The organism is Gammaproteobacteria bacterium (assembly GCA_016195665.1).
Taxonomy (GTDB): Bacteria; Pseudomonadota; Gammaproteobacteria; order SURF-13; family SURF-13; genus JACPZD01.
This window is the reverse complement of the sequence record JACPZD010000022.1, coordinates 40,252-53,442: the sequence shown is the minus strand read 5'-3', so window position 1 is coordinate 53,442 and position 13,191 is coordinate 40,252. Positions and strand designations below refer to the sequence as shown.

Sequence of the window (13,191 nt, the reverse complement as noted above, 5' to 3'; positions counted from 1 at the left end):
CGCCAACCGCCAAGACGCCAAGGTCACCAAGAAAAAAGGATTGAATTGTAAGGAAAAATCTTGGCGTTCTCGGCGTCTTGGCGGTTCAACATGACACATCAGGGATTTCCTTTTAGATTAGTAATCAGAGTGAGGTAATGCTATGGACGACAACAAGAAAAAGGCCTTGAGCGCGGCGCTCGGCCAGATTGAAAAGCAATTCGGCAAGGGCGCGGTGATGCGCATGGGTGACGCGGGCATGGTGCGGGACGTGGAGGCTGTCTCTACCGGCTCGCTTGGTCTGGACATCGCGCTCGGCATCGGCGGCCTGCCGCGCGGGCGGGTGGTGGAAATTTACGGCCCGGAGTCGTCCGGCAAGACCACTCTCACCCTGCAAGTCATCGCCGAGGTGCAGAAACTGGGCGGCGCCGCCGCCTTCGTGGACGCCGAGCATGCCCTCGACCCGCAATACGCGCAGAAGCTCGGTGTGAACGTGGACGATCTCCTGGTCTCGCAGCCTGACACTGGCGAACAGGCGCTGGAAATCACCGACATGCTGGTGCGTTCCAGCGCCGTAGACATCGTGGTGGTGGATTCGGTCGCCGCGCTCACCCCCAAGGCCGAGATCGAGGGCGAGATGGGCGATTCGCACATGGGCCTGCAGGCGCGCCTCATGTCGCAGGCGCTCAGAAAACTCACCGCCAACATCAAGCGTTCCAACACGCTGGTGATCTTTATCAACCAGATCCGCATGAAGATCGGCGTGATGTTCGGCAACCCCGAGACCACCACCGGCGGCAACGCCCTCAAATTCTACGCCTCGGTGCGCCTCGACATCCGCCGCATCGGCTCCATCAAAAAGGGTGACGAAGTCATCGGCAGCGAGACGCGCGTCAAGGTGGTAAAAAACAAAGTGGCCCCGCCGTTCAAGCAGGCCGAATTTGAAATCCTCTACGGCGAAGGCATCTCGCGCGAGGGCGAGGCCATCGAACTGGGCGTGCAGGCCGGCATCGTGGAGAAGTCCGGCACGTGGTACAGCTACGGCGGCAACCGCATCGGCCAGGGCAAGGACAACGCACGCACCTTCCTGAAGGAACACCCCGACATCGCGCGCGAGATCGAAGATCTAATCCGCGCCAAGCTGATTACCAAACCCGTCCCGAGCGAAACGGAGCCTGCCGAGGTTGAGGGCTGATATTTTACAGTATTCGGTAAGTCTGCTTGCCCGGCGCGAGCACAGCTCTCTCGAATTGCAGCGCAAATTACTTGCCAAGGGCTTTCCCGAGCCGCTCATCGAAGCGACCCTGCAACGGCTTGCCGCCGACAAACTACTCAGCGATGAACGCTTCGCCGAGGCCTATGTCCAATCTCGTATGAATAGAGGTTTTGGGCCGCTGCGCATCGAGGCCGAATTGCGCGAACGAGGAACACCCGCAGACCTGATTAAGGCGTGGGTAACCCCAAACGCCCAACACTGGCGTGAGCAGGCGCGTGTGACCTGGCGCAAGCGTTTTGGACGGGAGCCGAAGGACTATCAGGAACGCGCGCGGCAAATGCGCTTTCTGCAACAGCGCGGTTATACCACCGATCAGATCAATGCCGTATTTAAGACCCTCAAGAACTATGATGACCAGTAGCGATTTACGCAAGGCCTTTCTGGATTACTTCCACCAGCACGGTCACACCATCGTGCCGAGCAGTCCGCTCATCCCGGCCAACGACCCCACCCTGCTGTTCACCAATGCCGGCATGGTGCAATTCAAGGAGGTGTTCCTCGGCCTCGACCATCGCCCCTACCAACGCGCCGTGAGCAGCCAGCGTTGCGTGCGCGCAGGCGGCAAACACAACGATTTGGAAAATGTCGGTTACACCGCGCGCCATCACACCTTCTTCGAGATGCTGGGCAATTTCAGTTTCGGCGATTACTTCAAGCGCGAGGCCATAGGCTATGCCTGGGAATTTCTGACCCGGGTTTTGAAGCTGCCCGCGGAGAAACTGTGGATCACCGTGTACGAGGAAGACAACGAGGCCGCCGACATCTGGCTCAATGAGATCAAGACGGACCCCAAGCGTTTCTCGCGCTGCGGGATGAAGGACAACTTCTGGTCCATGGGCGACACCGGCCCGTGCGGCCCGTGCTCGGAGATCTTCTACGATCACGGCCCCGGCATAAAAGGCGGCCCGCCGGGCGGTAAAGAAGCGGACGGCGACCGTTACGTCGAGATCTGGAATCTGGTGTTCATGCAATACAACCGCAGCGCGGACGGCACGCTCACCCCACTGCCGCACCCGTCGGTGGACACCGGCATGGGTCTCGAACGTCTTGCCGCCGTAATGCAAGGCGTGCACAGCAACTACGAGATAGACCTGTTCCGGAATCTCATGCAGGCCGCCGCCGCGCTGGCCGGCGTCACCGATCTCGACAACAGCTCGCTGCGGGTGATCGCCGATCACATCCGCGCCTGCTCTTTTCTGGTGCTGGACGGCGTGGTCCCTTCCAACGAAGGACGCGGCTATGTGTTGCGCCGCATCATGCGCCGCGCGCTGCGGCATGGACATAAATTGGGCCTCACCGAGCCCTTTTTTTACAAACTGGTTGCGCCGCTCGCCAAGGAAATGGGCGCGGCATATCCCGACCTGCCCAAGGCCCGGACGCAGATCGAGCGCGTCTTGCGTCAAGAGGAAGAACGTTTCGGGCAAACCCTGGAACAGGGCCTGCGCATTCTGGAGCAGGACATCGCCGCACTGAACGACGATCTCATTGCCGGCGAAACCGTGTTTCGTTTGTATGATACCTACGGCTTTCCGGTGGACCTCACCGCCGACATCGCGCGCGAGCGCGGGTTGCGTATAGACATGGCCGGTTTTGAACAGGAGATGACACAACAGCGCGAGCGGGCGCGCGCCGCGAGTCACTTCACCGCGGTACAGGTGGAGCAGGCCGAGGTTGTGGAAACCGACTTCACCGGTTACGAGACCTTGACGGGACAGGGCCAGGTCGTCGCGTTGTATATAGATGGCAAACCGGTCACCGAGGTCAACGCCGGACAACACGCCGCGATGATACTGGATCGCACGCCCTTTTATGCCGAGTCGGGCGGGCAGGTCGGCGACCGCGGTTATTTGCACAAGACCCATGCCACGTTTGAAGTCCAGGACACGCGCAAACACGGCGCCGCCCACGCCCACTACGGCGTGCTCAAGTCCGGCCACATCAAGCTCGGCGATCACCTGCAAGCCCAGGTGGACGGGCAGGCCCGCATCGCGACCGCTTACAATCACTCCGCCACTCACCTGCTGCACGCCGCATTGCGCCGCGTGCTGGGCGAGCACGTCCAGCAAAAGGGATCGCTGGTGGATGCGGAACGCCTGCGCTTTGATTTCGCTCACTTCGAACCGGTGACGGCGGAGCAGATCAAGGAGATCGAGCACCTGGTCAACGCCCAGATCCGCGCCAACAACGCCGTCGAGACACGCATCATGTCGATAGACAAAGCCATGAAGAGTGGCGCACTGGCGTTGTTCGGCGAAAAATACGGCGAACAGGTGCGCGTGCTTCGCATGGGCGATTTCTCGACCGAACTGTGCGGTGGCACGCACGTGAACCGCAGCGGGGACATCGGACTCTTCAAGATCGTCAGCGAAGGCGGTGTCGCTGCGGGCGTGCGCCGCATCGAGGCGGTCACCGGCGAGGCGTCGCTGAAAATATTGGAAGAAAACGAGCAGCGTCTGCTGCGGGTGGCCGACCTGGTCAAGGGCGGGCGCGACAACGTGGACGACAAGGTACGGCAGTTGCTGGAGCGTACCCGCAGGCTTGAAAAGGAACTTGAACACCTCAAGGGCAAGCTCGCCAGCTCCGCGGGCGACGACCTCGCCGGGCAGGCGCAACAGATCAACGGCATCCAGGTGCTCGCGGCGCGGCTGGACGGCGCGGACGCCAAATCATTGCGCGACACCGTGGATCAACTCAAGAACAAACTCGGCTCCGCCGCCGTGGTGCTGGCGGCGGTGAGCGAGGGCAAGGTCAGCCTGGTGGCGGGTGTCACCAACGACTATAACGCTCGCATCAAGGCGGGAGACCTGGTGAACATGGTCGCCCAACAGGTGGGAGGCAAGGGCGGCGGGCGCGCCGATATGGCGCAGGCCGGCGGCACTCATCCCGAGGCGCTCGATGGTGCGCTCAAATCCGTCGCCGAGTGGGTACAGACGCAGCTTCGTTAAACTCCATAGCTACTTTTTGTTTGTCTATTTCACCATCAGGTGCTAATCTGCGCCATTTTCACAAGACGCTAAGATGTCATTGATCGTACAAAAATACGGGGGCACCTCGGTCGGCAGTCCGCAGCGCATCCAGCACGTTGCGGAAAAAGTCATGAACTGCCGCGAGCAAGGCGATGATGTCGTCGTCGTGGTGTCCGCCATGAGCGGCGAGACGGACCGCCTGATCCGGCTCGCCAAGGAGATCGCTCAGCGTCCCAGCGCACGTGAACTCGATGTCCTGCTCTCCACCGGCGAACAGGCGACCATCGCCCTGCTCAGCATGGCGCTGGAGGAACGCGGCTGTAAGGCGCGCTCGTACACCGGCGCGCAGGTGCATATCCTCACCGACAACGCCTACAACAAGGCCCGCATCGTGGACATAGACTCCGCGCGCATCCATAAGGATCTCGCCGAGGGCCGCGTGGTGGTGGTGGCCGGTTTTCAGGGCGTGGACTGCGAAGGCAACATCACCACTTTGGGGCGCGGCGGCTCGGACACCACCGCGGTCGCGCTCGCCGCGGCGCTCAAGGCGGACGAATGCCAGATCTACACCGACGTGGACGGCGTCTACACCACCGACCCTCGCGTGGTGCCGCAGGCGCGCCGCCTGGACCGCATCACCTACGAGGAGATGCTGGAGATGGCGAGCCTGGGCGCCAAGGTGTTGCAGATCCGCTCGGTGGAATTCGCCAGCAAGTACAACGTGCCGCTGCGCGTGCTCTCTTCCTTTGAAGAAGGCGCAGGCACCCTGATCACCTCTGAGGAAGCCGCCATGGAACAAGCCCTGATCTCCGGCATTGCATTCAATCGTGATGAGGCCAAGCTCACTATGATCGGGGTGCCCGATCAGCCCGGCGTGGCGTATCGTATCCTCGGCCCCATCGCCGAGGCGAATATCGAGGTAGACATGATCGTGCAAAATGTCGGCGAGGACGGTCTCACCGATTTCACCTTCACCGTACACCGCAACGACTACGACAAGGCCCTGGAGATCGTCAAGCGTACCGCCCAGCAAATGGGTGCGCGCGAGGTCGAGGGCGACAACCACATCGTCAAGGTCTCTATCGTGGGCGTAGGCATGCGCTCCCACGCGGGCATCGCCAGCCAGATGTTTCAAACCCTGGCCGGGGAAGGCATCAACATCCGCATGATCTCGACCTCAGAGATCAAGATATCCGTGGTGGTGGACGAAAAATATCTGGAGCTTGCGGTGCGCGCCCTGCATGCGGCATTCAAGTTAGACCAGGCCGAGCCGAAATAGAAAGGCAGGCTGATCTAATACGGCATATTTCCTGGACGGCGGCTCGAGATTGCGGGTTATAATGCCTCACTTTACTGACTTATTAGCGGGCTCACAGGGGTGAGCCCCCTAGGATGGCGAGCCGCAGCCACACTTCATTGAAGTGATGTAACAAGGAGTCAACGAATGCTGATTTTGACGCGACGGGTAGGCGAAAGCCTGATGATAGGCGATCAGGTAACGGTCACCGTGCTCGGGGTAAAAGGCAATCAGGTACGCATTGGCGTCAATGCACCCAAGGATGTCACCGTGCACCGGGAAGAAATCTACGAGCGTATCCAGAAGGAAAAGTCGGAGGGCGAGCGGCGGGATTAGGGCGAGAAGCGGGATAGGAGCTTCGAGCGCTCATACGATGGATGTATGGGCCGGACTTCGAGCGAAGCAGGATTGCACAGCGCTGAAGCGCGAACGACAGTACAGGATGTACTGGCTGGGGTCCAGATAATGAACTGAAGTCTCGCCATGGATGGCTTTACTAAAGATCCAATGGCAGGAGCCGCGAACGCCCAGCCATGGAGGGCTGGGCCGGGGGCCGATCAAGAAAATTGAAGCCTCGCCAGGGAGGGCGTCATAAGATGTTAAACATATTTGGAGAGATGGCCGAGAGGTCGAAGGCGCTCCCCTGCTAAGGGAGTATGGGGTTAAAAGCTCCATCGAGGGTTCGAATCCCTCTCTCTCCGCCATATCTTCCTTATGAGGAGGCTGGTTTTTTAGCCTCCTCATAAGGAAGATTATACGATAGGCATTCGAACCCTCGAGAAATCATAAGCAGGGTTCGACCAAATCGCCTGGAGCGATTTGGAGCAGCCGAAGGCTGGCCCGCAGGGCGGAGTACAAGGAAGTGCGGAGTAATCCCTCTCTCCGCCATATCCCTAGTGAGCCATCCCTTAATCGGGTAAAATACCCAACACGCGCCCGTAGCTCAGCTGGATAGAGTACCTGGCTACGAACCAGGCGGTCGGGAGTTCGAATCTCTCCGGGCGCGCCATCTTCCAATGAGGCATCCGTCAATCATTAATCATTGACAAACAGCCGGCTTTAGCTTCTAAATATAAAGGCCAATCTCGCATTTCCCTAATAAATCGAAGGAGTATAACGATGAAACTAAAAAACTACCTTACTTTATCTGGCCTCATCACGCTGCTTATGTTCAATGCGGAAGCCCTTGCGGGTTTCGTTCCGCCACCCCCGGTGCAAGCGCCTGCGCTGGATGAATGGGGTTTGCTCGGTCTAAGCATGCTCGTGGGCGTAGCCGGATTGGTTGCACTCTTCAAAAAACGCAAATAGCCTATCCTAAGCATTCTGGAATGCCATCCTACATGTAGAGGAAATAGCTCATGAAATTAAAAGAACATATTGTCCTTGCAGCCCTATCTTTGTTATTCTCTGCTCAGGCCTTTGCGCAAGCACCACCCCCGGTGCAAGCGCCCGCGCTGGATGAGTGGGGTTTAGTCGGTCTGACCGCACTCGTGGGAGTAGCCGGGTTAATCGCGCTCTTCAAACGCAAGTAATCCCTAAAGCATTCTGGAATGCCTTCTGCCAATTTGGATAAGTTGAGGCAGCTAGGCGGGTATTTCGTCAGGCTGCGGGGGCGATTTTTCACCCGTGACGGCGCCCTTCATCTCCCGCGCCGCCAATTCCTTAAACTGACCTTGGGCGCGGCGCTGCTGGCGTGGTCCGGTTATCTTGTTCAACGCATCCTCTGGCCATCAGCACTCGGCAAGGATGAACTGCACACCCTGGCCTATTACCTCGACACGCTCATCCCGGCCGATCAAACGCCCAGCGCCACAGCGTTGGACGTAGACAAAAAGATCGCCGCGGCGGCCACCCCGAATCATCGTCTCCGGCGCCTGATAAAAACGGGCTGCACCTGGCTGGATACACAGGCCAAAGATCACTATGGTGTTGAGAATTTTTCTTCCCTTTCCGAAACGCAGAGGGAACACGTCATCGCCCTGGCCGCAGCAGAAAAAATGGACACGCTGCCGCGCGTCTTTTTCGAGCGTCTGCGCCAAGACGCCTTTTTTCACTACTATGCCCAACCCCCGAGCTGGGCCGGACTGTCGTATGCCGGCCCGCCCCAACCCAAGGGCCACCTGGACTTCTATCTGCCGCCACGGGCTGCTTCCTGATGCAGGGACCTCAGTACGACGCCGTCATCGTGGGTTCCGGTGCGGGAGGGGGGGCCAGCGCCTGGGCGCTCACCCGCTATGGGATGCGAGTGCTGGTACTCGAAGCGGGACCCGACTATAACTTCACCAAGGACTATTTACTGGACCAGAACAGTTGGGAACAAACCCTTTTCCCCACTCGGCCGCGCAGTCAGGTACGCTACAGCTTTGCACCGCTACAGAAATTAGACCCCCGTTGGCAGCATCTGCGTTCCTGGAATCACATCACCGGGGCCATGAATCCCGGCGAGACCCGCAAGGGCAATGCCTACCATCACGTGCGCGGGGTAGGCGGCAGCACCCTGCACTTTACCGGCGAGGCGCATCGTCTCCATCCGCAAGCGATGAAGATGTACAGCCGGTTTGGCGTGGGTGCGGATTGGCCGTTCGATTACCAGGAACTCGAACCTTTCTACTGCGAAGCGGAGCGCATCGTCGGTGTCGCCGGGCCGACTGAGAATACAACACGACCGCGCAGCGAAGCGTATCCTCTCCCGCCCCACCGCTTGAGCTACACGAGCAGCAAGATTGTTGAGGGGGGTCGTAAACTGGGCATGCATTGGGAGATGAACCCGATCGCCACACTCTCCGCTTCGTATGACGGCCGCCCGGCGTGCAACTATTGCGCAAATTGCAGCCGCGGCTGCCCGCGCAGCGATAAAGGCAGCGTGGACGTCACCTTTATCCGTAAGGCGCGCGCGTCCGGACTGTGCGCCATCCAGAGTCTGTGCCAGGTGCTGCATATCGAAGCCGGGGATAACGGCAGGGTAACCAGCGTGTATTATGCGGATCGTACCGGCGCACAGCATAAAGTCTCTGCACAGGTGGTCATCGTCTCCTGCGGTGCGGTGGAGACGCCACGGCTATTGCTGACTTCCAGCAATCGGCACGCGCCGCATGGACTCGCCAATGAAAGCGGTTTGGTGGGCCGTAATTTTATGGAGACTCTGGCTTGGGACAGCGCCGGACTGCATCCGGAGCCGCTGGGCAGCATGCGCGGCGTGCCGTCGGATATCATCTGCTGGGACTTTAACGCCCCTGACGCCGTAGCCGGGATCGTGGGCGGCAGCCGGTATGCCCCGAGCACGGCGTCAGCCGACTTGATAGGTCCAATCAGTTACGCGACCCGTGTGATCAAGGGCTGGGGCCGGCAGCACAAGGCCGACATGCGCGCCAGCTACGGCCGGGCGCTCGTCATGGGGGCGGTAGCAGAATGCCTACCCAACGAGAAATCCTTTATTGACCTTGATCCTGATGAAAAGGACGAGTTCGGCATGCCCATCGCCCGCATCCACAGCCACCTCGATGAGATGGCGCTGCGCAGAGTGGAGTTCATGGCCAAGACGTGCCGAGAGATGCTAGACGCCGCCGGGGTAGAGCAGCTATTCGAGGAATACGGGAGCTATGATTTCTTCTCCTCCACGCACGTGTTTGGCACCTGCCGGATGGGAAACGACCCGCAACATTCCGTCGTGGACAGCCATTGCCGCAGCCATCGCTGGCGCAATCTCTTTATCGTGGACGCCAGTGTGTTCCCCAGCACGGGGGGCGGCGAAGCGCCCTCTCTCACCATCGAGGCGCTAGCGATACGCACCGCCGCGCACATTCACGAGCTAGCGCTACGCAAAGAAATATGAAATTGCGTCGTTACCAGCACCTCAGCCACTTCGCCCATTGGACACCTAGCCAGAAAGAATCCAGGAATGATTGTCTGGCTGGAAATAAGGTGTTAAAAGGGGACGCTACCCTTATTCATCATTCGTTTTTCTCGGTCGCCCGCGTGGGCGGTACTGTAACGCTCTGCCCGTCAATTTCTCAAGTTTCTGGATGAACTTCTCTGATCGCAGGGCAGGCCTTTATCCACGTTACGCCGTAATACTTCCAGCTTCTCCGGCTCGTCACCCTCGGCTAGCCAGGCTGACCAGTCGCCTATGCCTTCAAACTGCCTGCGCCACGTCGGCTTTGTCGTCAGTAACGGGTCTGGTCTCAATCCGCAGTGCCAGCCCGCGCTGGACCAATGGTAATTCTCCGCCTTCCGAACCATTCTGGCTCTTATCGGGTTACGCTCCACGTAGCGTATAGCCGCCCAAAGATAGTCATCATCCAGGGCAGAAGAGAAATACCGTCCTTGCCATATATGCCCTTTCCAGCCGCGCTCACGATTGATCCGCTGGGCATAGCGCATGTGTAAGGGTTTAAGTACTTGTTGCAGGCCCTCCTCGGTAGACGGTACGGCGATGAAGTGTATGTGGTTGGTCATCAGACAATACGCGAGAATATCCCCCTTCAGTGCGGGCAAGGCGGGGCATAAGCAGAATTTATCATTATGGCGGCCAAGAATAAAGGGTAGCGTCCCCTTTTGTTCAAAACCAGCAAGGTCGAAGTGTTCGACGCCCCGCGCGGCCGCGGCCCATACGGCATCTGCACCGCGCCGGATGGCAGCGTGTATTACGCTTCGCTCGCCGGTTCACACATTGCGCGCATCGACACCCAAACCGGCAAGGCAACAATCATCGAGCCACCCACGCCTAAGCAGGGCGCGCGCCGCGTGTGGGCGGATTCCCAAAACCGCATCTGGGTCAGCGAATGGCTCTCCGGCCAGGTGTCGATGTACGACCCCAAAACTAATCAGTGGCGCGCCTGGAAAGCCCCCGGCGACAGCCCGCAGATCTACGCCGTGTACGTGGACCACAAGGACATCGTCTGGCTGTCTGATTTCGGTGCCAACGCCACGCTGCGTTTCGACCCCAAAACCGAAAAGTTCACCGTGCTCAAGAGCAACAGCCGCAATGCGCGCGTGCGCCAGATCCTCGGCCGGCCCGGCGAGGTGTGGTTGCCGGAGTCGGGGGCAGATAAGCTTGTGGTGATTCGGGAGTGAGGAAAGAGAATGACTAGTGCGCGCCCCAATGGGCGCGCACTTCGTCACGATGCAGAGCCAGCCATTGCAGTGCGATGATAGGGCTGGCAGAGCGGATTCTGCCTTCCGTGACGGCGCGCAACGCTTCCTGCAGCGGCAGCACGTGCACCATGATGTCTTCTCCCTCCTCGTGAACGCCGTGCACGCCGTTCACCGTGGTGCTGTCCACGCGCCCGCAGAACAGGCTGATGCGCTCGCTCGTGCCGCCTGGGCTGACCAGAAACTCGCAAATCGGCTGTAGCTCCAGGAGCACGCAGCCCGCCTCTTCCACCGCTTCGCGCCGCACCAGGCTCTCCTCACCCTCGCCCGCTTCCATCACCCCGGCCACGATCTCCAGCAGCCACGGGCCATGCGCGTCGTCGAGTGCGCCGATACGGAACTGCTCAATCAGCACTACCGCATCTCGTTCAGGGTCGTAGGGCAGCACGGCGGCGGGGCGTGGCCGCGCTCGAACAGCTCGCGCGTAAGCACACGACTCATCCCTCCGGAAAACAATTCATGACGCAAGCGGTAGCGCTCCAGGCGAAAGAAACCCTGATAGCGTACCTCGCGCTCGATAATTTCATATTTTCGCGTCATAGAGGTCGCGCCTAATCTTCCAGATAGGTGTAACCGGTCAAACCCTCTTGCAACTCCTGCAAGCAGCCCTCACGCTGCGCCGCGTTTAATGTCGAGGCGGCGATCTTGGCGCGAAAGGTCTGCAACAACTCCTCGGCATTGAAATTCACGTAACGCAGCACGGTGTCCACGGTGTCGCCGCGCAGCGGCTGCACCAGCTCATAGCCGCCGTCGGGGCGCAGCTCGACGTGCACCGAATCGGTGTCGCCGAACAGGTTATGCATGTCGCCGAGGATTTCCTGATAGGCGCCGAGCAAGAAAAAACCCAGCAGATAGGGCTCGTCTGCGCGCAGCGGATGCAGCAGTAGACTGGTCTCCACACCTTCGCCATCCACATAGAGATCAATGCGCCCGTCCGAGTCGCACGTCATGTCTTGCAGCGTGACGCGGCGCGCGGGGCGCTCGTCCAAGCGATGCAGCGGCATTATCGGAAAGATTTGATCTATCGCCCAGGCGTCGGGCATGGATTGAAACAGGGAGAAATTGCAGAAATATTTGTCGGCGAGTTTTTCGTTCAACTCATCCAGCATCTCTCGCCCCGCGCGCGGGCCGTTCTGCAAGAGTTCGCGCACCTTCCAGCAGATCGCCGAATAGATCTGCTCGGCGCGTGCACGCTGCTCCAGACTCAGCACGCCGTGCGTGAACATCTCATTGGCCTCGGTGAGCCCGTGCACGGCGTCGTGATAGACCTCTACCGCGGAGCGGCTCGACAGGCTGCACAAGCCCTCCCACAAATCGCGGATGATGCGCGGCTCATCCTCGCGTACAGCCGTCACTGAATTTTCGCCCGGGGCGCGCTCCACGTCTATGATATTGGTGATGAGCATTGCGTGATGGGCGGTCATTGCGCGTCCCGCCTCGGTGATGATGTGTGGATGGGGCAGATTGCGAACCGCGCAGATCTCATACAAGGCATGCACCACGTTGTTGGCGTACTCCTGCACGCTGTAATTCATGGAACAAAAGCTGCGCGAACGCGTGCCGTCGTAATCTATGCCCAAACCGCCGCCCACGTCCACGCATTGGAGCGCCACGCCTTGCGCGTGCAGTTCTGCATAGTAACGTGCGCACTCGTGCATGCCGAGCTGAATGTCGCGGACATTGGCGATCTGCGAGCCCATGTGGAAGTGCAGCAGTTGCAGGGTATCGAGCATATCGGCCTCGCGCAGCCGCTGCACCACGCGCAGCACCTGCGCGGCGGACAAACCGAATTTGGACTTCTCGCCGCCGGTGTTCTGCCACTTGCCCGCGCCGATGGATGCGAGCCGCACGCGCACGCCCAGCAGCGGTTTGATATCCAGCGCACGCGCCTCCTCGATCACCAGTTCCAACTCCGCAAGGCGCTCAATCACGATGTACACGCGGTGGCCAAGTTTTCTACCGATGAGGGCAAGGCGCAGATACTCGCGGTCTTTATAACCGTTGCAGATCACCACCCCGCCGTTTTGGGCAGACAGGGCGAGCACGGCCAGTAACTCGGGCTTACTGCCGGCCTCCAGCCCGACTCGTGGCCCGCCGTGTTTGAGGATCTCCTCAACGACGTGACGCTGCTGATTGACCTTGATGGGATACACGGCGGTGTAGCTACCCTGGTAGGACTCCTCCTGCATGGCGCGCGCAAAGGTCTCGCACAGCGTGTCCACGCGCTGGTGCAGGATGTCTGAAAAACGCACCAGCACGGGAAGCTTCAGACCCGCCGCGGCGATCTCCCCGCTGAGCTTATGGAGATCAATATCCCCTTGCGCCGCGCGGCCGGGACGCGCGACGAGACGCCCCTGTTCGCTGATATCGAAATAACCGCCGCCCCAATGCTTAAGGTTATACGCCTCACGCGCCTGCTCTATCGTCCAATCACTCATAGCGCCCCTTTCATATCCCGGTCCCGCTGCCGCGTCCAATTCTGCTATTATCGCCGTTCCTGGCGAGTTCACCAAATGGGAATA

Annotated in this window: 12 protein-coding genes, 2 tRNA genes and 1 pseudogene; 12 read left to right on the top strand and 3 right to left on the bottom strand. The window is 59.7% G+C overall.

What is annotated here, in order from left to right; all coding sequences use genetic code 11:
- Positions 1-142 precede the first annotated feature (142 nt).
- From recA to HY028_05930, 11 genes are all read left to right on the top strand, one after another.
- Positions 143-1,174: a recombinase RecA gene (recA, locus tag HY028_05980; protein ID MBI3344384.1), complete on the top strand. Its 1,032-nt coding sequence runs from the start codon at positions 143-145 to the stop codon at positions 1,172-1,174.
- The gene (locus tag HY028_05975) at positions 1,155-1,616 is read left to right on the top strand and encodes a regulatory protein RecX (GenBank protein MBI3344383.1); all 462 of its coding nucleotides are present in this window, start codon (positions 1,155-1,157) and stop codon (positions 1,614-1,616) included. The genes recA and HY028_05975 overlap by 20 nt, the downstream gene beginning before the upstream one ends.
- Positions 1,603-4,200, top strand: a complete 2,598-nt coding sequence (alaS, locus tag HY028_05970; protein ID MBI3344382.1) for an alanine--tRNA ligase — start codon at positions 1,603-1,605, stop codon at positions 4,198-4,200. The genes HY028_05975 and alaS overlap by 14 nt, the downstream gene beginning before the upstream one ends.
- Before the next feature lie 73 nt (positions 4,201-4,273).
- Complete coding sequence (locus HY028_05965; protein MBI3344381.1) at positions 4,274-5,500, top strand: aspartate kinase; 1,227 nt, start codon at positions 4,274-4,276, stop codon at positions 5,498-5,500.
- A gap of 165 nt (positions 5,501-5,665) precedes the next feature.
- Positions 5,666-5,854, top strand: coding sequence for a carbon storage regulator CsrA (gene csrA / locus HY028_05960; protein ID MBI3344380.1), 189 nt, complete (start codon positions 5,666-5,668; stop codon positions 5,852-5,854).
- A gap of 275 nt (positions 5,855-6,129) precedes the next feature.
- Positions 6,130-6,222 (top strand) — tRNA-Ser (locus HY028_05955).
- A 228-nt stretch (positions 6,223-6,450) separates the two neighbouring features.
- Positions 6,451-6,527: transfer RNA gene (locus HY028_05950), tRNA-Arg, on the top strand.
- 110 nt (positions 6,528-6,637) lie between these two features.
- On the top strand, positions 6,638-6,826 hold the full coding sequence (locus HY028_05945; protein ID MBI3344379.1) for a hypothetical protein: 189 nt from the start codon (positions 6,638-6,640) through the stop codon (positions 6,824-6,826).
- 50 nt (positions 6,827-6,876) lie between these two features.
- Positions 6,877-7,050: a hypothetical protein gene (locus HY028_05940; GenBank protein MBI3344378.1), complete on the top strand. Its 174-nt coding sequence runs from the start codon at positions 6,877-6,879 to the stop codon at positions 7,048-7,050.
- A gap of 18 nt (positions 7,051-7,068) precedes the next feature.
- A complete protein-coding gene (locus tag HY028_05935) occupies positions 7,069-7,674 on the top strand; it encodes a gluconate 2-dehydrogenase subunit 3 family protein (protein ID MBI3344377.1) in 606 nt (201 codons plus the stop codon).
- Entirely contained in the window at positions 7,674-9,350 is a 1,677-nt protein-coding gene (locus HY028_05930; GenBank protein MBI3344376.1) for a GMC family oxidoreductase, read from the top strand. Before HY028_05935 ends, HY028_05930 begins: the two co-directional genes overlap by 1 nt.
- A gap of 170 nt (positions 9,351-9,520) precedes the next feature.
- On the opposite strand, the gene HY028_05925 is transcribed toward HY028_05930, so the two are convergent.
- Positions 9,521-9,973 (bottom strand): transposase, encoded by a 453-nt coding sequence (locus HY028_05925; protein MBI3344375.1) that lies wholly within the window; start codon positions 9,971-9,973, stop codon positions 9,521-9,523.
- A gap of 183 nt (positions 9,974-10,156) precedes the next feature.
- On the opposite strand from HY028_05925, the gene HY028_05920 reads away from it, so the two are divergent.
- Positions 10,157-10,591 carry a hypothetical protein gene (locus HY028_05920; GenBank protein ID MBI3344374.1) on the top strand — a complete coding sequence of 145 codons (435 nt, stop codon included), beginning with the start codon at positions 10,157-10,159 and terminating at the stop codon, positions 10,589-10,591.
- A 13-nt stretch (positions 10,592-10,604) separates the two neighbouring features.
- Here HY028_05920 and nudF read toward each other — a convergent pair.
- Together nudF and speA are read right to left on the bottom strand one after the other, a co-directional pair.
- A pseudogene (gene nudF / locus HY028_05915) lies at positions 10,605-11,209 on the bottom strand (ADP-ribose diphosphatase).
- Between the two features lie 11 nt (positions 11,210-11,220).
- Positions 11,221-13,107 (bottom strand): biosynthetic arginine decarboxylase, encoded by a 1,887-nt coding sequence (speA, locus tag HY028_05910; GenBank protein MBI3344373.1) that lies wholly within the window; start codon positions 13,105-13,107, stop codon positions 11,221-11,223.
- Between the last annotated feature and the right edge of the window lie 84 nt (positions 13,108-13,191).